Below are 24,625 nucleotides of genomic sequence, written 5' to 3'. Positions count from 1 at the left end.
CGACTCAACATCCCGACAACCATCAAGCAGTCGTCCGCGAAAGACCGAGATTGGCTGCCTGCTGCCGGTTGGCGGTCACCCCTCGTCGCCGGCAGTCGACTCTCAATGGACGTCACAGCGCAGTGCCCTTCGCAAGTTCTACTTCAATCCACTTGCGAAACGCCTGCCCAGACGCGGCGCTTCGCGCGCCGATGTGCAACTCGACGAGTGCACTGTAGTTCCAGAACTCCGCCTTCGCCTTCTTGGTCGTGGCGTGCGGAGCGTCGTAGGCCATGCAGTAAAGCGTAACCACATCTCCGTCATCTGACTCAAAAATGTAGTTGCCCAAACACTCCGCGTCCCCCGGGTAGTGCACCGGATCTCCGAACAGTTGCTTGACGCGCTTCGGAAACGCCCGGATGTAACCTTCATTCGCGGTTCCGCGAGGGACAGCGGACTGATTCAGTCGATACATGGATGGATGTGAAAGTGCGACGACGCATAGTTTCCACAGGATGGCCGTTCTCTTCGTGAGCCTATAAGCAGCCGTTCGCGACTGGCCGCACTTGGCCGTGAACGAGCTCTACTGGCATCGGCACCCGCGTGGCTTTCTGCCGCCGTGCCAGCGGTTTGCGTCGAGGAAAAGACAGGCGCCATTTCCCCACGCCGATCGACTGCTCTACACCTCTTCACCCAGTCTGCTCCTTCCCTGGGAAGGAATCCGGCGAGACGAGACACTGCGAGCATGACGGCAACGAACAAGGCAAAGCCGGCAAATACGGGCAGCCCTGTTTAGCGGCGTCGAGTTCTCGCAGCAGTTATCGTCTTGGCGTCTCTCACTAGTCATCGCATCCCTCTTCTTCCTTGCGATCAGCAAGCTTTCGATCCGGCCTGAGGACCTCGAAGCTGTCCATGTAGTTGGTGTACTGCGGCACTTCGATCAACGCGCACGCAATCGGGCTTCGTCCGTACAGGTGGCCAAAGTGAGCCTTCATCTCGTCCACGATTTCAGCGGGCATCGGCGCGGAGGAGGTTGCCAGCTTCACGATCAGGTCCCCGCTCGCGTTACCTGTCATGCGATCGACCCATGGCGGCGGGGCGCCGGGACTGACAACCGCAGGCAGATGATCCGCAGCCATCACGACGACCGTGATGTCGCCCAGAAGGACGCTTGCACTGCGACTTCTCAGTTCCACCTCGAAGCGGCCATGCGCGTCGGTGCGAACTTCGGCGATCTGGGCCCGCCCCACGTCGACGCTGGATATCGAAGTCCGTGCACGGCTGGCGACGACCAGCGCGTGCGCAACAGGCCGTGCCGTCACCGAGTCGATGACCGCGCCGTGCAGATCGGTGGCGGTGAGCACGACAATCAGCCATCTGAGCACCATCAGGGCAAAGAGGCAGGCCCCGAGCAGGCACAGGCTACGGCGAATCAGAATCCAGTAATGCGCCATGCTCCGGCGGCCCTCGCCATTGGTGGCATGCCGTTGGCGTGCCCAAAAGCAGTCTATCGCCAATACCCGCAACTGGCCGACTGTTGCCGCTCGGCAGCAGCGCCTCGTTGTCGACAGGCGACTCCGCGCGTTCGCGATCCGGGGACCGGACTCGAACCCCCTCCACGGCATCAATGAGAAAAGGGAGCGGCGAGGCGTATTGCAACCCGGGAGTGCGTTCGCATCGCTACGCATCGGCTGCGTTCGGGCCCAGCCGCAAATGCCGTGCATCGGCAGCAATCAGAAGGCGCTCTTGATCACGCCGCCGTCCACACGAAGTGCGGCACCCGTAGTTGCAGAGGCGAGAGGACTTGCCACGTAGGCGACGAGCGACGCGACCTCCTCAGGCGTTTCGAAACGCTTGATGAGGGAGGTCGGCCGCACCTTGTCGAAGAACTCTGCCTCGACTTCGTCGAAGCTCTTGCCACTGGCGCGCGCCAGATCCTGCACGAAGTCGCCAACCCCGCGTGACTTCGTCGGCCCCGGCAGCACGCTGTTGACCGTGATGCCCGTGCCGGATACCGACTCCGCCAACCCGCGGGAAACCGCAATTTGTGCAGTCTTGGTCATGCCGTAATGGATCATCTCGGCCGGAATCTGCACCGCGCTTTCACTGGAAATGAAAATGATGCGCCCCCAGTTGGCGAGCTTCATCTCCGGCAGCACGAGGCGTGCGAGCCGAATGCCACTCAGGACGTTGACGTCGAAGAACCGCATCCAGTCTTCATCGGGAATGTCCTCGAAGGCCTTGGGCTCGAAGATGCCGAGGTTGTTGACCAGGATCTCGATGCCGGGATGGCGGCGAACGACTTCGTGGGCCGCCTCGGCGCCGCTCAGATCTCCCGCAAAGCCTTCGACCGACCCGCCTGTCTCCGAGCGCATGCGAGCGACGGTTTCATCAACGGTGGATTGTGTTCGCCCATTGACGACGACGCGCGCGCCTTCCTGGGCCAGCGTGTGCGCGATGGCGTAGCCGATGCCTGCCGTGCTGCCGCTGACCAGAGCCAGCTTGCCGTTGAGTTTCAGATCCATGTTGTTTCTCCTTGATGGGCGAACTTGCGTGATGGACACCGGCCGGAGGACCGGTGGTGGAAGAGGAGGATGTTCCCCTCAGCTGGCGCTCGTCGGCGTGAAAGCAAGGCTTGTCCCCTCGCAGGGGCTGGTGAGCTGGATGGACGTCTCGAAGGCTGCACAGCGCCTGTTGCCTGCGGGGTCCTCCAGGTCGGGGTGCGTGACCAGCCGATGCGTGCCCGCCGCCCACGGGCGCGACGGTGTGAAGCGCCAGGTCGCATCGCCTTCGGCGAGGGACGTCGTGCCGTCCACACGGCGCCCGTGTCCATCCACTACCGCGATCAGCGCCTCGCCGACCGAGCTGATGGGCACCTGCATATCGACCACCAATGCGTCACGGCTGTCGCGACGCGGCAGGGCGAGCTTCCAGGCTTCGGGCCGCAGAGGACGCGAAGCGCCGGCAGTCACCTGCCACGTCTTGACCACGGGTGGCTGGGCGGCATCAATGCCCACCAAGCGCAGACTGACGGTCGAACCCTCTTGCAATGCCCGCCCCGCGTCCAGGTTCGGCCCCACCCCGCTCTTCACACGGCCGGGGTCCATCAACACGGTGATGCGTCGACCATCCGCGCTCGGCAAGGTCAGGTCGAGCAGCGCGTGCTGGACTTCCCGGCCGTTGGCGTCGAGCAGTTTCAGGCGCGCGATGTCGAAGGGCAGGCGCTGAGGTTGCTCGAAGCGCAGCTCGATCCTCAGCAGGTTCTCAGGAACCGTCGGGCCCGCCGGATGAATCTCGACCGAAGCAGCCCCGGCCACGGACACGCCCACCAGGGCCACCATCGAGACAAGATGGCGCGCCGGCATCATGGCTTGGGCGGCGGCGCCAGGTCGCCATAACCCTCGTCGTTACGCAGCATGCGGTGCACGTCGCGCCAGTTGTCGTTCGCCGGATAGTTGAAGTCCGCGAAGTCGTACTCGTTGATGAAGTCGCTCAGGCGCAGGAACAGGCCTTTGCGCATCGACACCAGCTCCATCGCGCCGCTGGCCTCATTGCGGCGAAGCGCTGCGAAGAAGTTGGCATCCTGGTTGTCGAGGTGCGCCACGCGCATCGGCACGTAGGTGGCTTTCAGCCCCAAGGTCGGTTCGGCAGGCCACTTGATCGGCGTGGACAAGCCGGGCTTGGTCGACGTGTCGGCAATGTCGGCGACCGACAACAGGTCGGCGGACTTGTGCGAGTGCGTCAGCAGCACCATCGGCCCTTGGCCGGCGTCGAACATCACCATGCCGGCCGGTGCGCTGCCCCAGCCGAACTCGGCGACCGTCTTGGCGGCGATGTGGGCGCCATCCTTCAGGTCCTTCAACGGGATCGTCACCAGCGGAGAACAGGTGAACGCTGCGATCAGCGTCGGCTCGCCGTTGAGGCTGGTGATCACCATCTTGCGTATCGGTGCGCGGGTTTCCAACTGATTGTGCACCGGGTGGTACATCTCCACGCTGCTGACGGCGGCCCTGCCCCTGAACGGGAAATCGAAGATCCGCAGCGTCGACGCGAAGCTCGCGTTGGACAGCCCGGCGACGTAGAGCTTTCCCTCGTGGTACTTCATGTCGGTCACGGTGAAGCTCGCCGCCGGCGTGTCGCGCCACAGGCGCTTGTCAGCGGCGGGCAGGTTGCCGATGGCAACCGACTTGCGCCTGCCTTGGTCCAGGTTGACGATGCGCACCTTGCCGGAGGCGTCCACCGACACCAGCACGGGTACTGGCAACGCGCTCGCGGTCTTGCCGTCCACCGACAGCGAGATGTAGGCGACTTCGCTGCCCGGTCGCACCGCCATGTCCTCGAAGCGCAGGCTCTCGGAACGGGTGTGAAGCGTGCGCGCGATGGCGCCGGACACGTCCCTCACGTTGAACGGCACCGGAGCGCCGGGTGCAACGGGTGGCAACGTGATGGCGTGCAACTGGCCGCCACGCCAGTCCGCGACGACCACCGTGTTCGCATCGACGAACGCAATCTTGCCGGCGGACAGCACGGGCGCGCCAATGGCGTGGGACGCGTGCAGGGCCAGCGCCAGTACCATCAGGCGCAGCGCCTGGACGGCCCGGGCTTTCCTGGTCGACGCGCCGGGCTGCGGAGAATGGGGCTGTGGATTCATGAAGGGTGCTCCTCAAAGGGTGGAATCACTTTCAGGCAGATCCGATGGCGCGCCCACCCTCCGTCGGGCGAGGCGTACCTCTCTCCTTCGGGTCATGCCCGGCGGGGACTACAGTCGACCACCGGAAGACACCCCAGGAAGTCGCACGGACCGGACGCCACCCTGTTCTGCGGCGCGCTCGCGCCATACGCTGAAGCCCGCCACGGCCAAGCCACCCAGCGTCAGCACGGCTGCCATCCACGGGAGGCTGACCAGGCCGCGGTCGTGTTCGATCACCACGCCGCCCAACCAAGCGCCCAGCGCGTTGCCGAGGTTGAAGGCAGCGATGTTCAAGCTGGAGGCCATGCTCTGTCCGGTACCCTGGGCCTGGTTCAGCACGCGAAGCTGCAGCGGAGCGACCGTGGCGAACGCGCCTGCACCCAGCAGCCCGACGAACAGGACGGCGGCCACGCGGTTGCCCATGGCGAAGCCCATCAGCACCAGCACGATGGCCAAGGCCGCGAGCGAGCCCAGCAGCATGCGCACCGGCGCGCGGTCGGTCAGGCGGCCGCCGACGACGTTGCCCAGGATCATCCCGACGCCGAACATCAGCAGGATCACCGACACGCCTGCTTCGGCAAACCCCGTCACCTGGGTCAGCAGCGGCTGGATGTACGTGAAGACGGCGAACACGCCGGCGAAGCCGAAGACCGTGGCAGCGAGGCCCAGCAGCACGTGCACCCGTCCCAGCACCTTGAGCTCCTCCTTCAACGAGACGCCGCTGCCGCACCCGGCTTCGCGCGCCGAAACGAACAGCGCGATGACCGTCATCGCAGCGATGCCGATCACGCACACCGCCCAGAACGTCGATCGCCATCCGAAATGCAGGCCCAACCAGGAACCCGCGGGCACACCCAGCAAGGTCGCAACCGTCAACCCGGTGAACATCGTGGACAACGCCGCGGCCTTGCGGTCCGGCGACACCACGCTCGTGGCGACCACGGCGCCCACGCCAAAGTATGTGCCGTGCGCCAGCGACGTGACGACCCGCGCGACCATCAGGACCGCGTAGTTGGGCGCCAACGCGCACGCCAGATTGCCCAGCGTGAAGATGACCATCAGCGCCAGCAACGCCGTCTTGCGCGGCACTTTGCTCAGCGATGCGGTCAGCAGCGGTGCGCCAATGAATACGCCCAGCGCGTAGCCGGAAATCAGCAGGCCGGCGGTGGGCACGGTGACCTGCAAGTCTGCGGCGAGCTGCAGCAGCAGGCCCATGATGACGAATTCAGTGGTGCCGATCCCGAACGCGCCAAGCGTCAGCGCGTAGATGGCCATCGAGGAACGCTTGCCATCCCTGGCGGGAATGCTCGCGTTCCGCGTCTGTGAGTTGTTCATGCGACCTCCTCGAAAAGGGGTGGGCCAGGACGCATGCGCGTCCCGACGGTTGACGAGGCCATCAGCGAGCGGTGTCGCCGTCGATCGAACGTGCGGCGTCGACGATCAGCGCGGCGACTTCGCGCGGGTGGGACACCATCAACGCATGCGAGCCGCCTTTCACCACGACGGTCTTCCTGGCCTGCGCCCGTTCGGCCATGAAGCCCATCGCCTGCGGCGGGATGTTCAGGTCGCCCGTGCCGTAGATGGACCAGCTCGGGATGGTCTTCCAGGCTGGGGAGGGAGCAGCCTCCGACAGCGCGGCCGCCTTGATCGGGCGCTGTGTGGCGGCCATGGCCTGGGCCTGGGCCAGCGGCACGTCGGCCGCGAACTGGTGCGGGAACTTGTCCTGCTGGACGTAGAGGTCCTCTCCGCCATCCTCGAGCTTGACCGGTGCAGCCAGCGCAGGCGGCAGCGTAGAGCCGGGGAACTTGCCCGTCAGGTCGAGGGCGCTTTCGCCCCGGTCCGGTGCAAACGCGGCAACGAACACGAGCGCCTTCACATGGGGCAGGCCGTTGGCCGCAGCGGAGATGACGGCGCCGCCGTAGGAGTGGCCGACCAGGATGACCGGGCCGGCGACGGAGCGGGTCAGCGAGGCAACATAGGCGCCATCGCTGGCCACGCCTCGCAGCGGGTTCGCGGCAGCGATGACGGGGTAGCCCAGTTTGGTCAATTCGGCAACGACGCCGTTCCAGCTCGACGAGCCGGCGAAGGCACCATGAACCAGCACGATGGTCGGCTTGAGAGTGGCGGCCGGCGTGGGAGCGACCGCGAGGGCGATGGCACCAGCGGCGATGGAGAGCTTGATGAGATTCAGCATGGAACGTTCTTTCATGAAGGTGCCGACGAGCGGCGGCGTTGGAGGAAACTTCAAAGTCAGGCCGAGGCGATGAAACGGTCGAGCCGGGCGACGTCGAGCACGGCCGACAGGCCTGTGCGCAACCGGGGGCAGTGGGTGGCGTCGAAGCACATGGCCTGAGTCCTGGTCGGTGGTATTCCCGAAGGCTAGGCACACGCAACACAACGTGCGCCTCCCACATGGCAGTGCCGGCCTCTTCCATTCGGAGGGTGTCGACCGCGCGAACCGGTCCCACATTCGTCAAGCGATTCACGGCGGAGTGCGCGATGTCCTGGCGTTTGGAGCTGTCGCGATTCATCCACGGCCTCCCGAGGTTCGGCGAGCTGCGCCCGGGCGCCACCTGCCTGCTGGAGTCGAGCCGTGCGTAACGCCGCGTCCGGCCTGAATGCCGTGAGCCTGAATGCCTCGGCAGTCACGGCACTTTTTCTTGGTGCGAGCCGTCTACAGCGCAGGCCTCCCGCTTGTGCTCCAGCGAGCCGCCGCGGCGTTGTCGTTGTCGCTTTGACAACTGGTCGGAGCAACATCCCGTGCTCGGAAGCGATCCCCGCGCGCGGCAGGTACGATTCGGTCTGTTGTCTTGCGGCCTTGATGTCACGCGCTTCCATGGTTATGACTTCGGAAAGTCAGGTCTACGTTTTCGACGGCTTCACGCTGGATGTGGGCCGTCGCTCGTTGTCGCGAGGTAATGAGGACGTGGTGCTCGGCAGTCGGGCGCTGGATCTGCTCATCGCGCTCGTGGAGCAGGCCGGTGAAGTGCTGAGCCGCGACCACCTGGTTTCGCGCGTCTGGCCGAGCACCTTCGTCGAGGAATCCAGCCTGCGCGTGCACGTTGCCGCGCTGCGGAAGGCGCTGGATGACAGCGCCACCGGGCGTCGCTACATCGCCAACGTGCCGGGCCGGGGCTACAGCTTTGTCGGGCAGGTCAGCCGCCAGCGCCGTGGCTCAGCTGCGTCGCCGGCCGAGGTCGAGCGGTCCATGCTGCCGCCGTTGGCGGGGCGCGAATCAACGCTGGCCACGTTGGCCACGATGCTGCAACGCTGCCCGGTGGTGAGCATCGTCGGCCCCGCTGGCATGGGCAAGACCAGCACGGCCCAGCGTGCGTTGGCACTCAACGCACCGGGCTTCTTCCGCGGTGCCCGCTGGGTCGACCTCTCCCAGGTCCGCGGGGGCGGTGTCGTCGCACACGTGTCCGGCGCGCTGGGCTGGCCCGGCGCAGACCTGCCCCGGCTCATTCCGACCCTGCGCGATACGGACTTGCTGCTCGTACTGGACAACTGCGAGCACGTGCTGGAGGAAGCGGCTGCGCTGGCCGAAGCCATCGCGGCCCAAGCGCCGCGGCTGCGGCTCATCTGCACCAGCCGCGAGCCGCTGAACGTGGCGGGCGAGCACGTGCTGCGGCTGGAGCCGCTGGCCGCTGCGCCAGGCACGGTGAGGACGCTGGCCGAAGCGCTGCAGTCGCCCGCAGTCGCCCTGTTCGTCGAGCGCGCAAGGGCGGCGTCCGACAACGTGGTGTTCGACGACACCGACGTGCCGGACCTGCGCGAGCTGTGCCGCCAGCTCGACGGCGTGCCGCTCGCCTTGGAACTCGCCGCGTGGCGGATGCCCGCCGTGGGCCTGAAAGGGCTGCTCGCACGACCCGACGACTGGCTGCTGCTGCTGACCCGCGGGCGCCGCGGTGCCCAGTTGCGACACCAATCGTTGCGGGCCGCCATCGACTGGAGCTATGGCTTGCTCGACGACCTGGAGCGACGCGTGTTGCGCAGTCTCGCGGTCTTCGACGCACCGTTCTCGCTGACCAGCGCGGTGGCCGTGGTAGAGCGGTCGCAAGGTGCGGCCAGCATCGAGGATGCCGTGCTGCGGCTGGTGGACAAGTCGCTGCTGCAGCCCTGCCCGCAGGGCTGCGAGCTGGACGACGGTACCTGCTACCGGCTGCTGAACACGACGCGCCTGTATGCGATGGAGCGATTGGCAGAGCTGCCGGACGACGGGGGCGTTCGGGCGCGACATGCGCTTGAATTGCAGCGTCTCGCCTGCCGCCCGTCGGCGATGGCTGCGGCCGCGATGTGAATCGTCGTGAATCCGCGGAGAGGCACGATCCGGCCGTGGCGGCAATGGCTTAAGGTCCGGCGCTTCACACGACAGGAAAGAATACCTTGGCTGCTGTTCATGACACGCCCGACATCGGCTCCAGACTGGATCGCTTGCCGCTGACGTGGTTGCACGGCTGGCTGGTGCTGGTGTGCACGCTCGCCATGACGGTGACCATCAGCGAGATGTCGCTGAGCGGTGCCTTGTCGGCCATCTTCTCCAGCGGCGCGAACAAGGCGTCGTCCGGTGAGCTGTCGGCCCTGCTGTCCTCCGTCTACGTGGGCGCCGTCATGGGTGCACCGCTGTTCGGCTGGCTGGCCGACCGCATCGGGCGTCGGGGCGTGCTGATCGGTGTGCTGCTCTGGATCGCCGCCACGTCGCTGGCGGCCGGCTTCACGCACGACATCCTGCAGTTGACCGTCTGCCGCGGCTTGTCCGGCCTGGCTCTCGGTGTGCTGCCGCCGCTCGTCGTTTCGCTGCTGGCCGACGTGCTGCCGCCCAAGCAGCGCGGTGTGATGACGTTCTGGTGCATCGGGCTGTCGACCGTGGGCCCTTTCTGCACGCTGATGTTCCTGCGGGCCATGGCCACCTCCACCTGGCACGGCGGGGAATCCTGGCGGCTGACTTTCGGCGTGCTGGCCTTGCTGTGCGTGCTGACCGCCGGCGCCGCCGCGCTGCTGCCGGAGTCGCCGCGTTTTCTCGCCGTGCGTGGCCGCATCGCCGCAGCCGTGCAGGCGCTGGGTCGATTCGAGCGCGCCCGAGTGCTGCCGTGGCAGGGCACGACGCGGCGCGCGATGGCAGCCGTGGCCGGCTTGCAGCAGGAACGCCCCAAGCACCTCGTGTATGCGCTGTTCGCGCTGAGCCCGTGGGCCACGTCCTCGTTTCCCATCCTGTCGGGCGCGATTCTGACGCAGCGCGGCTTCGCGCTGAACGATGCGCTGATGGTGGTGAGCCTGTCCATGGTCGGCCCCATGGCGGGCAACTTCGTCAGCTCCATGAGCCTGGACCGCATCGACCGGCGACACGGCCTGGCCGCCTGTTCGGTGGTGCTGGCGCTGTCGGGGGCGATGTTCGTCTCGTCCGATGTCTCGTGGCAGGTGCTGACCGCGGCCACGGTGTTCGGCATGGCGACGTCCATCTACCTGTCGACGCTGAACCTGTACGCCGCTGAACTCTTTCCGACCGAAGGCCGGAGCCGGCGCCTGGCGAGCGCGTGGGCGCTGAACCGCATCGGCGCTGCGGTGGCGCCGCTGCTGCTGGTGCCGCTGTTGCACGACCAGGGCGCCGAGGCGATGTTTGCCGTCGTCGCGTGCACCATCGTGGCGGCGTTGGGCCTCACCTACCTCTCGCCGCGCGGCCGGCAGCGGCAGGCGGTGACTTAGCCGCCCATCAGCTCGCGAGCCAGTCGCAGGTCGCGCGTCGCGAAGCCTTCATTGAACTTGGCGTAGACCGACTGCAGCATCGCAAGGCCTCCCGTGGCATGGCCCCAACGCCGGGCCAGCTGCGCCGTGCTGATGGCGACGCGCAGCTCCCACCCCAGCGCACCCTGGGCGCGTGCCAGGGCCAGCGCATGTTCCAGCAATCCGGTGGCAATGGCTTGAGCGTCCGGCCCGTCGGCCGCGGCCGTGTGCTCCGCGCGCAGGCGGATGATCTCCGGTGCACACCATCCCACGGCGCCGGTCTGCGCACGCACGAAAGTGTCGGCGCACAGGCTCGCCTGCTCGAAGGTGCCGAGATGGTCGCGGTACTTGGTCTGCTGGCCGTTCGGCAATGTCTTCAGCGCTTCGGCATGGGCCGGACGCGAGGCGCCGCCGGCATCCAGCACCACCTCGATCAGGCGTCCCCAGGCCTGGTAGTACGGAAACTCGTATCGGTCGGCCTGTTGCACCAGGCGCGCGGCCCAGCCGGCGCAGGCCCGCGGGCGACCGCACCACAACGCGATGGGAATGGCGGCGAGGGCCAGGCCCTGGCAGATGGACGGCGGCGCATCCTGCTCTGCAAACGACAGGCACTCCTCGACCATTCGCCAGGCCTGGTCGGGACGACCTTCGATCCAATGGATGCGGGCCAGCACGATGCGCATCGACACTTCCACGCTGACCGGCGACGGGGTGTAGATCAACGGGATCCGCCGGTCGGCCTGTGCCAGCACGCCTGCGGCGAGTGTCCGCGCGGCGGCGTGATCGCCGAGGAAGTGCAGCGACTGCGACCGTGTGCGCCGGGCGGTCAGGTCGATCACCCAGTCGGCATGATCCAGCTGCTGGATGTCGCGCGTGCGGGTCAGCGATTCCCGGTAGTTGCCATGCTGGAAGCTGTTGGCCCACAACGCCACCAGCGCCCCCAGCTGCGCGGCCGCCGAGCCGGGGAATGCGCTGATCTTCAAGGCCTTGGCCAGCGTGGCAATGTGGTGCGGTTCGTCCGTGATGACCCGCAGTTGGCCGAAGGCCGGAAAGGTGTGCATGCGCACGGCCAGTTCGGGCCGCGGCGGGTCGAGCCGGTTCACTTCGCTCAAGGCGCGCCGGGCGAAGTCGTCGAAGCCGGCGAAGAGGCCGGTCTGTTCGGCCAGCTGGAGCACGGCCACCGTCAGCTCGGTGCCGAGCAGCGAGTCGCCCGCATCCGAGAATGCCCAACCCAGCGCATGACGCACGTCCTCGATCCACACGCCGTGCGCGCGGCGCCACTCGACCTTGCCCATCGAGTTCCACTGCTGCTCGGCCACCTCGAGCAATTGCATCAGCGCGTGCGCATGCCGCGTGCGCGCGCTCCGGTACTCCGGCGTGGCGGCGCGCTCCAGTTGTCCGCTCGCGTAGGCTCGTGTCATGTCGGGCATGCGATACAGCAGGTTGTCCCCCACCTGCAGCGTCATCAGCAGGGACTTGTCGGCAAGGTCCAGCACGGTGTCCAGTGCCTCGGCCCGTGGCCCACCGGCGACGGCGACGGCGGTGTCCAGTTCGAAGCTGCCGCGCAGGCACGCCAGCGCACGGAAGGCGCGCTGTTCATCGCCCTGCAGCAGGCGGTAGCTCCAGTCGAGCACGGCCTCCAGCGAACTGTGCCGGTCGGCCTGGTCGTCGGCGCTGAGGCTCAGCAGTTCGGGCCCGAGCTGCGCGGCGATGTTGGCCATGCCCAGCCGGCAGGCGTGCGAGGCCACCAGCGTGATGCCGAGCGGGCTGCCGTCGAGCCGCCCGCAGAGGGCTGTGGCGTGCTCGATGTTGTCGGACGTCGGCGCGAATGCGGCGTCGCGCGACTGCGCCACGTGGAAGAACAGCTGCACCGCGGGATAGGTCATCGCGAGCCACAGCGGCAGCGCCGCCGCACCGGGCGGCGATGCCAACGGCGCGAGCCGGTGCACCCACTCGCCCTTGGCACGCAGCGGCTCGCGGCTCGTCACCAGGATCAGGATCCCGGGCACCGAGGCCGCCAAGTCTTCCGCCAGGCTGGCGACGGCGTCGATGACCGTCTCGCAGCTGTCCAGCACCAGCAGCATTTGCCGGCCGGCCAGCCGTTGCCGGAGGTCTTCGCGCGACACGCCGTGCGAACCCTCCATGCCCAGCGCCAGGCCCAGCTCGGCTTCCAGCACCTCGCCAGCGCTGAGCCGCGCCAGGTCCAGGAAGCAGGTGCCGCCGGCCAGCGTCGCTGACAGCCGCCGTGCCACCGCCACGGCGAGCGTCGTCTTGCCAAGCCCGCCCGGTCCCACCACGGACACCAACCGCCGCTCGGTCAGCGTCTTCGCCAGCGTGCCGGCCACTTCATCGCGCCCGACGAAATGTCGAGGCAGATCGGGCAGCGAGACGTGGGCCGGCGCGTGCGGCCGAGCCCCCGTGGCCGGCGCGGCATCGCCGTGTGGATCCGGTTCGTGGAAGTGCCCGTTCATGTGACGCTTTTCAGCAGCGTGCGCGCCGCCACCAACTCCGGGACGGCACTGCCATCGTCGATGGAAGAGAGCAGAGAACGCAGCGCCGCCAGGGCGCCGGGCACGGCGCCGTTGTCCGTGGCCATGGCGGCCATGCTCAACGCGATCCGCAGCATCCAGAATTTCGCGCGCTGTTTCCCGGCCAGCTGCAGGGCCTGTTGCAACCGCGCCGCGGCAGAGCCCGGGGCGTCGCGGTGTTCGTCGAGCGCCACCAGGCGCATCACCTCAGGCGCACACCAGCCCACCGCGCCCTGATCGACGCGTGCCTGCGTCGCCGCCGGAGGGCGCGATGCCCGGATCGTTGCCACCATGTCGCCCAGCGGCGGGCAACCGGCCATGGCCGCATCGACCGCGCTGCCGGGCAGGATCGCCTCACCCGCCAATGCGCGGCTGAATGCCTGGGCATAGGCCAGCCAGTAAGCCAGGCCCTTGCGCTCCGACAGGCCGCGCAACTCCTGGACCCACCGGTCTGCCAACGCCGCATCGCCCCGCCAGATCGCCATGGGCACGGCGGCCATGCCCAGCACCTGGCAGCGTGCGAAGACATGTGCGTTGGCGCTGCCGTCAAGCGCCTGTGCCAGCGTTCCCCATGCGGGGCCGAAGTCTCCTCGCAACCACTGGATGCGCGCCAACTGGACCCGCATCGAGACGCCGAAGGGTACCTCGCTGAGGAACTGCCGGCCCACGCGCGCGCCGTTGAAAGCGATGACCCGCCAGGCCAACGGCTCGGCAGCGTCGTGGTCTCCCAGTGAATGCAGGCACAGCGCCGAGATGCGGTCGGAGATGGCGATGGACAGCGGCTCGAACCGGCCGGTGGCGAGCTGGCGGATTTCCTGGCAACAGGCGAGCGACAGCCGGTAGTCACCCTGGCCATAGGATGTCGTGCTCATGCCGAAGAGCGCCTCGATCCTCTCGTCATCCGATCCCAGAGTGCCCAGCAGCTGGCGGACGCGTGAGAAAACGGCCGGGTAGTGCCAGTTGCCCTCGGGCACGTAACCCATCATGAAGGTCGCGGCGACGCGCAGCGGCAGCTCCAGAGCCTCCCGGTCGACTCCCGCCCGGGGGAGCTTGGTCAAGGCTGTCTCGATGTAGCGCAGGTATTCCTCCACCATGCCGACATCGCAGTAGGTGCGCTTGGCGAAAGCGGTCAGCTGGATGCCCAGGCCCAGGTCGCGCTCTTCGATCAGCGCCCATTCGATCGCCGCCCGCACGTCGGCGATGGACGAGCCCAGTGCCGGCGACCAGTGGTATTGCGACATGCTGGCACCGGCCTCCCGCGCGCGCTGCAAGCCTTCGACGATGAACGTGGCATGCCGCCGATGGACCGCCGGTGCGTCGTCACTGGCGGCCAGTCGCTTCTCGGCGTACAGCCGCGTGATGAAGAGCAGGCGGTGCAGCAGCCGGGCGTCGTCCGCCGAATCGTGCACGATGAGGGACTTCGCGCTCAGGCTGAGCACGTCCTCGATGATGCGCTGTCGGCTCAATTCGGCGCTGGCGGCGATCGCCACCGCACCGTCCAGGTCGAAGGCGCCCCGGAACACCGACAGCCGCTGCAGCACCAGACGCTCGCTGTCGCTGAGCAGGTCATAGCTCCAGTCCATCACCGCCTGCAACGTGCGGTGGCGGGACAGCGCCGTGCGCCGGCCGCGCGTGAGCAACTCGAACGCGTTCTCCAGGCGGCGCAGCAGCCCCTGCACGCCCAGGCTGTCCACACGCGCCGCAGCCAGCTCGATGGCCAGCGGGATGCCGTCCAGGAAGCCGCACAGTTGGCGGACTGCGGCGGCATGCATGTCGGTCAGCTCGAACGAATCGCAGTTGGCCTGGGCGCGTTCCACGAAGAGCTGGATGGCCGGGTAGGCGAGCAGGTCCTGCAGGTCCAGCGGCTCGTCGGCCGCAGGCAGTGCCAGCGGCGGCAGCTTGAACACCCACTCGGCTTCGATCTCGAGCGGCTCTCGGCTGGTGGCCAGGAAGTGCACGCCGGGGCATGTGCGCATCAGCCGGTTGACGAGCGTTGCTGCAGCGTCGATCACGTGCTCGCAGTTGTCCAGCACGAACAGCATCTGCTTGCCGCGCAGCGAAGCTTCCAGCACGGCGAGCGAGTCTCCCGGGGACACGATCAGGCCCTGCGCCTGGCCCAATTCGGCAGCCACCAGGGCCGGGTCCGACAGGTGCGACAACTCGACGAGGCAGGCGCCATCGGCAAAGCGCCGGCTCAGTCCTTCCGCAACCGCCAGGGCCACGGTCGTCTTGCCCATGCCGCCGGCCCCACGACGGACACCAACCGCTCGCGGGCCAGCAGCTCGGCGATCTGCACGATGGTCTGCTCGCGGCCGATCGGGCGGGTCAACCTCGGCGGCAGGGGCTGTGCAGCGGGCGAGACGGTGGTCGCCCATTCGGTGCCGGACGGCGGCACGGCTCGCTGACCGCCGACGTGATCTGGCGAGGACCTCGTCTCCCCGACGAACGCATAGCCGCGGCCGGGCACGTTGGCGATATAGCGCGAGCCGTCCACGCCGTCGCCCAACACCTTGCGCAGCGCCGAGATGTGCACCCGCAGGCTCGTCTCTTCCACCACCGTGTGGGGCCAGACGCGGGCGACCAGTTCATCGCGGCTGTACAGCCGCCCGGGTTGTTCCAGCAGCACGGCCAGGAGCTGCAGCGCCCGGCTGCCCACGCGCACCGGGCCGCGGTCGTCGCTGATCTCGCGCAGCGTCGGGTCGTAACGGAAGGGGCCAAACGCGATGGCCGCCGGTGCGGCGCCGGGTCGGGCCTCCACGACCCCGCTAGAGCTCATACCTGAGGTTCGCCATCACGGTCCGCGGGGCGTTGTAGTACGCCGCGTCGATGCCCAATGGCGGGATGCGGTTGCGAGCCAGTGCGTAGGCGCGGCCCGTGGCATTGCGAACGCGCAGCGACACCTGCCAGGGTCCGCTGTCCGGGGCATAGGCCAGTGCGAAATTGACGTACGTCTGGCGCGGCGCGCGCAGGGCCGCGGTATTGGCTGCATCGATGAACTGCGGCGCGATCAGTTGCAGCCACGCATCGGCGCTCAGCAACCCGCCTGCCGAGCTGGTGCGGCCCTTCAGTCCCAGCGCGGCGCTCCAGCGAGGGGCATAGGGCAGCTCGTGACCGCTGAAGTCGCTGGCGGCGGACCCGCTGGGATTGAGGAAGCTCTTGAAGCTGGAGCGCAGCCACTCCAGCGAGCCGGTGGCGCTGATGGACGAGGTCAAGCCCTGTTCGGCCTCCAGGTCCAGCCCATAGGTACGGGCCTTGGCGGCGTTCAGGAAGACGGAGTCCGCCACCAGCGAACCGTTGACGGTGGTGCCGCCCAGCGAGGCCAGGTAGTCCTGGTAGTCGTTGTAGAACGCTGCGGCGCTGAAGTTCAGCCGGCGCGGTGCGGAGCGCAGTTTCACACCTGCTTCGTAGGTCGTGACCTTCTCGGGATGGGCTGCCACGCCCGCCGAGATCAGCGACTCCGCCGCGCGGTTGAAGCCCGCGAACTTTTCGCCGCGGGCCACGCTCGCGTACGCCAGCGTTGTCGGCGTGGCGTTGAAGTCGAGCCCGACGCGGGGAAGCAGTCCGCCCTCGCTGGTGTGCAGGTCGGGTGCGTCGTAGACCTGTTGCGTGGGCACGAACTGCGCGTTCGTGCGCCAGAAGGCATTCGCGGCATCCTGCCGGGCGTGGTACGCGCGCAGGCCGAGGGTGGCCGAGAGCCGCTCGCTCAGGCGCGGGTGGGCCTGGGCGTAAAGGCCTACATCCTGGGTCTGCTGGTCGGTGAGAGCCTGCGTGTAGCCCGGTGCCGCGGCGGCCACCGGGAAGGACATGACGTAGCGGTTGAAGTGGAAGCGATCTCGCACCAGCATCGCGCCTGCTACCAAGTCCAGGCCGTCACCACGCCAGGTCACCTGCAACTCCTGCGAGAAGGTGCGCTGGCGCACCTGCTGCGAGATCTCGTAGCGTTCCACTTCGAGGCCGCTCCAGTCGGCCACCGTGGGGTCGTCGGTGTAGCCCCGATAGGACGTGATGGACCGCAGCTTGGTCCCGGCCACCACGTCCCACTCGACCGTCGCCGAAGCACCGCCCGCCTTGCGCTTGAACGCGCCGGCGTCCGACGCGTTGAACGACACGCGCGGCGCCGCACCAGGGTGGTTGAGCGGGAAGTTGATCGTGTTCGTGTCCGAGCGGTCCAGCAGGTGGTCCACCGCGAAGACGATGTGGGCCGACGGTCCCATGAGCACCTTGACCTTGGCGCGGAACTGCGTGGCGTCGAGCTTGTTGATGTCCTCGTGCCGAGTGGCGTTGTAGGCGAAGCCATCGTTGCTGCGATGCGAGATGGCCAGGGAGGCGCTGAGGTCCGGCGTCAGTTTGCCGGCGAACAGCCCGCGCGCCTCGCGCTGGCCCAGGTTGCCGACGCCCACACCGATCCACGAGCCCGCGATCTCATCGGGGTCGGCAGACACCAGCTTGACCGCGCCGGCCGTCGAGTTCTGTCCGTACAACGTGCCCTGCGGGCCGCGCAGCACTTCGTAACGCACGACGTCGGGCAAGTCCCACAACGCCGTCGCATAGCCGCGCAGCAGCGGCACGTCGTCCACATAGATGCCCACTGCCTGCGCCATGGCGGGTTGGGACACGCCCACGCCGCGCAGGCCGACGGTCTGCGGCATGTTGCTGTAGCCGTTGGGCACGGCCATGCCGGCGACGATGCCGACCAGGTCGTTGAGCTGGAAGAGCCCCTTCTTCTCGATGTCTTCCTGCGAGATGACGGCCACCGACACGGGGACCTTGTCCGCGGTGCCCGGCATGCGCTCGGCGGTGATGAGGACGGGCGGCAGTACGTTCTCCGCCTGCGCCTGGACGGCCTGCGAACCCAACGCCACGGCGACCGGCAGCAGCACGCGGGCGGTGCGATGCATCGCACCGGCTTGACGGTCTTCGGCCTCGACTCCCCCAACAACGAACATGCGAACCTTCCTCCGCGCGACGGGAATGCGCGCGGTGGAATCATCAACGGCGTCGAGCCGGGCGCGCGTGAATCCGCGTGAATCTTCGCGAAGCGCTCAGGCGAGCGCGAGTCGGTCTGCCTGGAAGTGGCGGCCCGTCGGACCGGTGCGACGGCGCAGCAGGCGGTGGTCCGGCGCAAAACCGTCGGCCACCGGGTCCAGCAGGCCGCGGCGCTTGGCGATGTCCGCCGCCGCCGTGCGCGTGCGAGCGCCGAGCTTGTCCAGCAGCGCCTTGACGTGCGTCTTCACGGTGCCGCAGCCGATGTTCAGTTCGGCGGCGATGGCCTTGTTGCACAGGCCGGTGGCCATCAGGCGCAGCACGTCGATCTCGCGAGGCGTCGGCAGGTCCTGCGCCACCGTGTCGGCCAGGCGCTGTACCACGCTGCCCTGAAGGTAGCGTTGTCCGCGGGCCAGCGCCATCACGGCGTCCACCAACTGCTCGGGCAGGCAGTCGTGCGTCAGGTAGCCCTTCACGCCGCGCTCGAGTGCGCCGCGGACGCTCAGTTCGCCATCCAGATGGGAGAGCACCAGCACGGCCGGCGCCGCCGGGCCGCGGTGCAGCGCCGCGGCAATGCCCAGGGGCAGGTCGGTGACGAGCACATGCACAAGCGCCGCGTCGCCACCGGCCGGGCCGACGGTGGCCGTTCGTTGCTCGTCCACCTGGAAACGGCTGTCCGCGTCCAGCGTGGCCACGATCCCGCGGTTGACGAGCGGTTCGGAGTGGGTCACCCGGACGCGGGTGGCGGTGTGCATCGGCATGGTCTTCTCCTGGGTTGGGCTCGGGCCCGGMACGGCCATGTTCTGCATGCCGGCGCGCCATGACCAGTGAAGCGACGTGAAGCGTTGCGAGCACGGCGCTTCACGCCGCCCTTCACACGGCCCTTGACGACGAATCGCGTCGATTCACTCGCGCTTCACGCCGCCATCGTCCAACCTTCAGGCCGTCAAACACAGGTCGGGAGTTCCACATGAGTCAACGTCTCAAGAGCAAGGTCGCTCTCATCACCGGCGCCAGTTCCGGCATCGGCCAGGCCACCGCATTGCTGTTCGCCGCGGAGGGTGCGAAGGTCGTCGTGGGGGCGCGCCGCGACGCCGAGCTGAAGGACCTGGCCTGCGAGATCGACGCCCGCGGCGGCACGGCGCTGTCGCTTGCCGGCGACGTGCGCGACGAAGCCTATGCCCAGGCGCTGGTGGCGCTGGCCGTGCAGCGCTTCGGTCGACTGGACGTGGCTTTCAACAACGCCGGCATGCTGGGCGAGGCGGGCACGTCCACCGGCGTGTCGGCGCGAGGCTTTGCCGACGCGCTGGCCGTCAACCTCACCGGCGCCTTCCTCGGTGCCAAGCACCAGATCGCCCAGATGCTGAAGAACGGTGGTGGCTCGGTCATCTTCACGTCCACCTTCGTCGGCTACAGCGCGGCGTTCCCGGGCGTGGCGGCCTACGCGGCCAGCAAGTCGGGCCTCATCGGGCTCACGCAAGCGCTGGCGGCCGAGTTCGGCCCGCAGGGCGTGCGCGTGAACGCGCTGCTGCCCGGCGCCGTCGACACCCACATGTACCGCGACATGAACGACACGCCCGAGTCGCAGGCCTTCATCACCGGGCTGCATGCACTCAAGCGCGTGGCCACGCCGGAGGAACTGGCCCGCTCGGCCCTCTACCTGGCGTCGGACGACTCGTCCTTCGTGTCGGGCACCGCATCGCTGGTCGATGGCGGCCTGTCCATCACGCGCACCTGAATTCCCCAACCGCAACCACCAAGGAGTTTGCATGTTCTCTTCCTCCAAGTACCTGCTCGGCAGCGCGCTGCTGGCCGCCGCGCTCATGGCCACGCCGCACGCGATGGCGCAGCCCAAGCCTTATCCCGCCACGTTCAAGCTGCAGGACATTGCCACCAACGGCACGACGCTGCACGTCCGCGTCGGTGGCAGTGGCGCGGCCGTGGTACTCATCCACGGCTTTGGCGACACCGGCGACATGTGGACGCCGCTGGCCATCGAGTTGGCCAAGAACCACCGCGTCGTCGCGCCCGACCTGCGCGGCATCGGTCTGTCGGCGAAGCCCGAGGACGGCTACGAGAAGAAGAACCAGGCCAAGGACATCCGCGGCGTGCTGGACGCGTTGGGCATCGACCAGGCTGACGTCGTGGGGCACGACATCGGCGTGATGGTGGCCTACGCCTACGCTGCTGCGTACCCGACCAAAACGACGCGGTTGGTCGTGATGGACGCACCGCCCCCCGGAATTCCGCCGTGGGACGAGGTCGTCCGCAACCCCAAGCTGTGGCATTTCGACTTCTACGGCAAGGACGTCTTCCGCCTCGTGCAGGGGCGTGAACGCATCTTCCTGGACCGCTTCTACAACGACTTCGGCGGCCAGCCCGAGAAGATCGACGAAGGCACCCGCGACCACTACGCGCAGCTCTACGCGCAGCCCGGTGCCATGAAGGGGGCACTGTCGCAGTTCCAGGCCTTTCGCCAGGACGCGAAGGACAACCTGGAGTCGATGAAGACCAAGCTCACCATGCCCGTGCTGGCCATCGGGGGCGAGAAGTCGTTCGCCGGGCTGGAAGCCGTGGCGATGCGCAACGCGGCCACCAACGTCACGGAGCTCGTCATCCCGCGCGCCGGTCACTGGTTGATGGAGGAAGAGCCGGCCGCCGTCGTCCAGGGCGTCAAGGACTTCCTGTCCAAGTAGACGCAACCCCACATCTTCAAGGATTTGTCCATGAACAACCCCTTTCACATCCGCCTGGCCGTCGTCTATCACAGCGGCTACGGCCACACGGCGCGGCAGGCGCAGGCCGTGGCACGCGGGGCTGATGCCGCTGGCGACGTCGACGTGACGCTGGTGCCGACGGACGACGTCGAGCGGCACTGGGACCTTCTGGCCCAGGCCGATGCCATCGTCTTCGGCGCGCCGACCTACATGGGCAGCGCGTCGGCACAGTTCAAGGTGTTCATGGACGCCACGTCGCGCACCGTGTTCGCCGCGGGCGGCCTGTGGCGCGACAAGGTCGCAGCCGGCTTCACCAACTCCGCCGCCCGCTCGGGTGACAAGCTGGCCACGCTGCAGCAGCTGGTCATCTTCGCCGCTCAACATGGCATGCACTGGGTCAACCTGGGCCTGCCGCCCGGGCACAACAACTCCAAGTCCACCGAAGAGACCACCAACCGGCATGGCTTCTTCCTCGGCGCAGCGGCGCAGTCCAACGCCGACGAAGGCCCCGACCTGGCCCCGCCGCTGGCCGACCTGCTGACGGCCGAGCACCTGGGCAAGCGCGTGGCCAGCGTCGCGCGCCAGCTGGTGGCCGGCCGCGCCGCCGTGGCGTGAGGGCGGCATGGTCATCCCGTTGAAGCGTGCCCTTCCCGCTACGTGGCGACGCCTCGCGTTGCTGAGCCTGCTGCTGCCTTACCTGATCAGTGGCGTGCTGAAGCTGTCGGACTTCGCTGGCGCCCAGGCCGAGGTGGCCGGACTGCTCGGCGATGTGGCGAAGGCGCCGATCACGGCTGCGGTCATCGCTCTCCAGCTCGGCGGTAGCGCGCTGCTGCTCCGCGGCGGACGGTGGGCATGGCTGGGCGGTCTCGCATTGGCGGCCTTCACGCTGGCCGCTACCTTCCTGGCGCACCGCTGGTGGGGGCTGCCATCGGGGCCGGGCCGCTCGCAGGCGTTCAACGGCTTCTGGGAGCATATCGCGCTGGTCGGCGCGCTGCTGTACGCGGCGTTGATGGAGCCCGAGGCGTGAGATCAGGACAGCTCGCGCTGCTGGCACTCGCGGCGGCCTGTGTAGACACCTGCGGCTTCATCGGCCTGTTCGGGCTGTTCACCGCGCATGTGACAGGCAACTTCGTGCTCATCGGGGCGGAGCTGTCCAATCGACACGTCGACATCCTCGCCAAATCCCTCGCGCTGCCGGTGTTCGTCGGCAGCGTCGCGCTGGCCAATCAGGTTGAGGTCCTGATGCGCCGCCGTGCGATCGCCGCCTCGACCTGGCTGCTGGGTGTGGAAAGCCTGCTCATAGCCCTGGCTGCGCTCGCGCCGCACTGGACGGGCGTGCCCCACGAGCCCGACGACATGCCCTCGTTCGTCATCGGCTTTCTGCTCATCGCCGCCATCGGCGTTCAGAACGCGTTGATGCGCACCAGCCTGGCCGGACGGGTGCAGACCACCGTGATGACAGGCAACGTCAGCCAGCTCACCATCGACTTGTTGGCAATGGCCGCCGGACGAGCTGATGCCGGCACGCGCCTGCTCGCGTCGTCGTCATGGCCCGTCGTCGCCGCCTTCGCTGCCGGGTCCGCTCTCGGCGCGGCCGGCTACGCGTTGCTGCGCTTCGATTGCCTCTGGCTGGCCAGTGCGCTGGTGGCCGTGGCGGCATGGCTCGCGCGTCGCCAGGATGCCAAAGAGGCGAGCACCGGATCTGCCATCTGAGAGACGCCCTCGGGCGCCTGGTTTTCTATCCTGGATGAACTGCAACCCAACCCGCCGGAGAACACGATGTCGATTGCCAAAGCCGTCCCCGCCAAAGCCCTGCTCAGCCCCAGCAATCACGCGTTGGTGCTGATCGATTTCCAGTCCCAGATGGCCTTCGCCACGAAGTCCATCGACGCGATCGAACTGCGCAACAACGTGGCGCTGATCTCGCAGGCGGCCGCTGGCTTCAAGGTGCCGACCCTGCTGACCACCGTGGCAGAGAAGAGCTTCAGCGGACCGATGTTCGACGAGATCAAGCAGGCCTTCCCCGGCCACCCGGTCATCGACCGCACGTCGATGAACACCTGGGAGGACGAGCACATCGCCGTCGAGATCAACCGTCTGGACAAGAACCGGCTGGTCATGGCCGGGCTGTGGACCTCGGTGTGCATCGTCGGCCCGGTGCTGTCGGCGCTGGAGCAGGGCTTCGAGCTCTGCGTGATTGCCGATGCCTGCGGTGATGTCAGCACCGCTGCCCACGAGCACGCGCTGCAACGCATGGTGCAGGCCGGCGCTCGGCCGATGACGTCGCTGCAGTACCTGCTGGAATTGCAGCGCGACTGGGCGCGTGGCGAGACCTATGGCCTCACCACGGGCATAGCGCAGAAGCACGGCGGCGCCTATGGCATCGGCATTGCCTACGCGTCGATGATGTTCTCGGCGTCCGAGCGCGGCCACTGATCACGGACGAGGGGCTCCCGATGAAGGTCTATCTCCTGTCGCTGGGTGCCGGGCTGTTGGCCGGCCTGGTCTACGCAGTGCTGCATGTGAAGTCCCCGGCTCCGCCCGCCATCGCCTTGCTCGGCCTGCTGGGCATCGCCACCGGTGAACAACTGGGGACGCTGGCGCTGCGCATGTTGAACCGCGAGCACGTCAGCATCACCTGGTTCAAGCAGACCTGTGTCCCCAGGATCACCGGCATCGAAACCTCCCCCAAGGAGAGGCAGTCGTGAGCGCAGACCTGGTCGTCACGAACGCCCGCATCACCACGCTGAACGCGGCGCAGCCGCAGGCCAGCGCCCTGGCCGTGAAAGACGGCCACCTCATCGCCGTGGGCGACGAGGCCGCCGTGATGGCACTGGCCGGCCCCACCACGCGGCGAGTCGATGCGCGGGGCAAGCGCCTCATTCCCGGCCTCATCGACAGCCACACCCACCTGATCCGCGGCGGACTGAGCTTCAACATGGAGCTGCGCTGGGACGGCGTGCGCAGCCTTGCCGATGCGATGGGTATGCTGAAACAGCAGGTGGACGTGACGCCGGCACCGCAATGGGTGCGCGTGGTGGGCGGCTTCAGCGAGCACCAGTTCGCCGAGAAGCGCCTGCCGACACTGGACGAACTCAACGCCGTGGCGTCCGACACGCCGGTTTTCATCCTGCACCTCTACGACCGCGCGCTGCTGAATGCCGCTGCCCTGCGCGCCGTGGGCTACGGCAAGGACACGCCCGACCCACCGGGCGGCCGCATCCAGCGCCAGGCAGACGGCACGCCCACCGGCCTGCTGCTGGCTCAGCCCAACGCCCTCGTCCTGTATGCCACCCTGGCCAAAGGCCCGAAGCTGGACCCGCGGGACCAAGTCAACTCCACGCGCCTGTTCATGCGCGAGCTCAACCGGCTGGGCATCACCTCGGTCATCGACGCCGGTGGCGGCTTCCAGAACTACCCTGACGACTACCAGATCATCGAGAAGCTCGCCGCAGGCAACGAGCTGACGGTGCGCATTGCCTACAACCTCTTCACGCAGAACAAGGGCGGCGAGAAGGGCGACTTCACGCGCTGGACCGACATGCTGCCGCCGCTGTCTGGCTCGCCCACGTTCCGCCACAACGGCGCGGGCGAGATGCTGGTGTTCAGCGCCGCCGACTTCGAGGATTTCCGCGAGCATCGGCCGGATTTGCCGGCGGGCATGGAAGGCGAACTCGAAGGCGTGGTGCGGCTGCTGGTGGAAAAGCGCTGGCCCTTCCGGTTGCATGCCACCTACGACGAGTCCATCGGCCGCGCGCTGGACGTGTTCGAGAAGGTCGACCGCGACACGCCCTTTGCCGGCCTGCACTGGTGGTTCGACCATGCCGAGACCATCTCGCGGTCCAACATCGACCGCGTGGCACGGCTGCAGGGCGGCATTGCCGTGCAGCACCGCATGGCCTACCAGGGCGAGGCGTTCGTCGAGCGCTACGGCGCCTCGGCTGCCGAGGCGGCGCCGCCCATCACGGCCATGCTGGACGCCGGCCTGCCTGTCGGTGCCGGCACCG

23 protein-coding genes are annotated in these 24,625 nt (G+C 67.8%); 11 read left to right on the top strand and 12 right to left on the bottom strand.

The window, feature by feature from the left end; genetic code table 11:
* Positions 1-112: 112 nt before the first annotated feature.
* The 7 genes from ACXJLU_RS16095 to ACXJLU_RS16065 form a co-directional block, all read right to left on the bottom strand.
* The gene (locus ACXJLU_RS16095) at positions 113-454 is read right to left on the bottom strand and encodes a hypothetical protein (protein WP_457332588.1); all 342 of its coding nucleotides are present in this window, start codon (positions 452-454) and stop codon (positions 113-115) included.
* Between the two features lie 364 nt (positions 455-818).
* Entirely contained in the window at positions 819-1,433 is a 615-nt protein-coding gene (locus ACXJLU_RS16090; RefSeq protein ID WP_457332586.1) for a hypothetical protein, read from the bottom strand.
* Between the two features lie 279 nt (positions 1,434-1,712).
* A complete protein-coding gene (locus ACXJLU_RS16085) occupies positions 1,713-2,504 on the bottom strand; it encodes an SDR family NAD(P)-dependent oxidoreductase (RefSeq protein WP_457332584.1) in 792 nt (263 codons plus the stop codon).
* Between the two features lie 78 nt (positions 2,505-2,582).
* Complete coding sequence (locus tag ACXJLU_RS16080; RefSeq protein WP_457332582.1) at positions 2,583-3,347, bottom strand: Ig-like domain-containing protein; 765 nt, start codon at positions 3,345-3,347, stop codon at positions 2,583-2,585.
* Entirely contained in the window at positions 3,344-4,630 is a 1,287-nt protein-coding gene (locus ACXJLU_RS16075) for a hypothetical protein (RefSeq protein ID WP_457332580.1), read from the bottom strand. The genes ACXJLU_RS16080 and ACXJLU_RS16075 overlap by 4 nt, the downstream gene beginning before the upstream one ends.
* Before the next feature lie 108 nt (positions 4,631-4,738).
* Positions 4,739-6,004, bottom strand: a complete 1,266-nt coding sequence (locus ACXJLU_RS16070; protein ID WP_457332577.1) for an MFS transporter — start codon at positions 6,002-6,004, stop codon at positions 4,739-4,741.
* Between the two features lie 61 nt (positions 6,005-6,065).
* Complete coding sequence (locus ACXJLU_RS16065) at positions 6,066-6,863, bottom strand: alpha/beta fold hydrolase (RefSeq protein WP_457332575.1); 798 nt, start codon at positions 6,861-6,863, stop codon at positions 6,066-6,068.
* A 642-nt stretch (positions 6,864-7,505) separates the two neighbouring features.
* Between ACXJLU_RS16065 and ACXJLU_RS16060 the strand changes: the two genes are divergently transcribed.
* Both ACXJLU_RS16060 and ACXJLU_RS16055 read left to right on the top strand, forming a co-directional pair.
* The gene (locus ACXJLU_RS16060; protein WP_457332573.1) at positions 7,506-8,969 is read left to right on the top strand and encodes an ATP-binding protein; all 1,464 of its coding nucleotides are present in this window, start codon (positions 7,506-7,508) and stop codon (positions 8,967-8,969) included.
* Positions 8,970-9,055: 86 nt separating this feature from the next.
* The gene (locus ACXJLU_RS16055) at positions 9,056-10,372 is read left to right on the top strand and encodes an MFS transporter (RefSeq protein ID WP_457332571.1); all 1,317 of its coding nucleotides are present in this window, start codon (positions 9,056-9,058) and stop codon (positions 10,370-10,372) included.
* On the opposite strand, the gene ACXJLU_RS16050 is transcribed toward ACXJLU_RS16055, so the two are convergent.
* The 4 genes from ACXJLU_RS16050 to ACXJLU_RS16035 are packed head-to-tail and all read right to left on the bottom strand — an operon-like array spanning position 10,369 to position 17,816.
* On the bottom strand, positions 10,369-12,861 hold the full coding sequence (locus ACXJLU_RS16050) for an ATP-binding protein (RefSeq protein ID WP_457332569.1): 2,493 nt from the start codon (positions 12,859-12,861) through the stop codon (positions 10,369-10,371). The two genes, ACXJLU_RS16055 and ACXJLU_RS16050, sit on opposite strands and share 4 nt — an antisense overlap.
* Positions 12,858-15,155, bottom strand: coding sequence for an ATP-binding protein (locus tag ACXJLU_RS16045; protein ID WP_457332567.1), 2,298 nt, complete (start codon positions 15,153-15,155; stop codon positions 12,858-12,860). Before ACXJLU_RS16045 ends, ACXJLU_RS16050 begins: the two co-directional genes overlap by 4 nt.
* The gene (locus ACXJLU_RS16040) at positions 15,113-15,676 is read right to left on the bottom strand and encodes a winged helix-turn-helix domain-containing protein (RefSeq protein ID WP_457332565.1); all 564 of its coding nucleotides are present in this window, start codon (positions 15,674-15,676) and stop codon (positions 15,113-15,115) included. The genes ACXJLU_RS16045 and ACXJLU_RS16040 overlap by 43 nt, the downstream gene beginning before the upstream one ends.
* Before the next feature lie 7 nt (positions 15,677-15,683).
* Positions 15,684-17,816, bottom strand: coding sequence for a TonB-dependent receptor (locus ACXJLU_RS16035; RefSeq protein WP_457332563.1), 2,133 nt, complete (start codon positions 17,814-17,816; stop codon positions 15,684-15,686).
* Here ACXJLU_RS16035 and ACXJLU_RS16030 point away from each other — a divergent pair.
* Complete coding sequence (locus ACXJLU_RS16030; protein ID WP_457332561.1) at positions 17,811-17,945, top strand: hypothetical protein; 135 nt, start codon at positions 17,811-17,813, stop codon at positions 17,943-17,945. The genes ACXJLU_RS16035 and ACXJLU_RS16030 overlap by 6 nt on opposite strands.
* 15 nt (positions 17,946-17,960) lie before the next feature.
* Here ACXJLU_RS16030 and ACXJLU_RS16025 read toward each other — a convergent pair whose 3' ends face one another.
* Entirely contained in the window at positions 17,961-18,662 is a 702-nt protein-coding gene (locus ACXJLU_RS16025; RefSeq protein WP_457332559.1) for a LuxR C-terminal-related transcriptional regulator, read from the bottom strand.
* Positions 18,663-18,871: 209 nt separating this feature from the next.
* Between ACXJLU_RS16025 and ACXJLU_RS16020 the strand changes: the two genes are divergently transcribed.
* The 8 genes from ACXJLU_RS16020 to ACXJLU_RS15985 all read left to right on the top strand — a co-directional run.
* Complete coding sequence (locus tag ACXJLU_RS16020) at positions 18,872-19,639, top strand: SDR family oxidoreductase (RefSeq protein WP_457332557.1); 768 nt, start codon at positions 18,872-18,874, stop codon at positions 19,637-19,639.
* A 31-nt stretch (positions 19,640-19,670) separates the two neighbouring features.
* A complete protein-coding gene (locus ACXJLU_RS16015) occupies positions 19,671-20,597 on the top strand; it encodes an alpha/beta fold hydrolase (protein ID WP_457332555.1) in 927 nt (308 codons plus the stop codon).
* 30 nt (positions 20,598-20,627) lie between these two features.
* Positions 20,628-21,233: a flavodoxin family protein gene (locus ACXJLU_RS16010; RefSeq protein WP_073463354.1), complete on the top strand. Its 606-nt coding sequence runs from the start codon at positions 20,628-20,630 to the stop codon at positions 21,231-21,233.
* Positions 21,234-21,240: 7 nt separating this feature from the next.
* Positions 21,241-21,645 (top strand): DoxX family membrane protein, encoded by a 405-nt coding sequence (locus tag ACXJLU_RS16005; RefSeq protein WP_073463352.1) that lies wholly within the window; start codon positions 21,241-21,243, stop codon positions 21,643-21,645.
* Positions 21,642-22,331 (top strand): YoaK family protein, encoded by a 690-nt coding sequence (locus ACXJLU_RS16000; RefSeq protein ID WP_457332552.1) that lies wholly within the window; start codon positions 21,642-21,644, stop codon positions 22,329-22,331. The genes ACXJLU_RS16005 and ACXJLU_RS16000 overlap by 4 nt, the downstream gene beginning before the upstream one ends.
* A gap of 66 nt (positions 22,332-22,397) precedes the next feature.
* Entirely contained in the window at positions 22,398-23,054 is a 657-nt protein-coding gene (locus ACXJLU_RS15995) for a hydrolase (protein ID WP_457332550.1), read from the top strand.
* A gap of 20 nt (positions 23,055-23,074) precedes the next feature.
* A complete protein-coding gene (locus tag ACXJLU_RS15990; RefSeq protein WP_073463348.1) occupies positions 23,075-23,326 on the top strand; it encodes a DUF1427 family protein in 252 nt (83 codons plus the stop codon).
* Positions 23,323-24,625 (top strand): amidohydrolase (locus ACXJLU_RS15985; RefSeq protein ID WP_457332548.1); only part of this gene is annotated, 1,303 nt, incomplete at its 3' end. The genes ACXJLU_RS15990 and ACXJLU_RS15985, both read left to right, overlap by 4 nt.

Source organism: Rhizobacter sp. P5_C2 (assembly GCF_054049715.1).
This window is presented reverse-complemented; position numbering and strand designations above follow the sequence as displayed.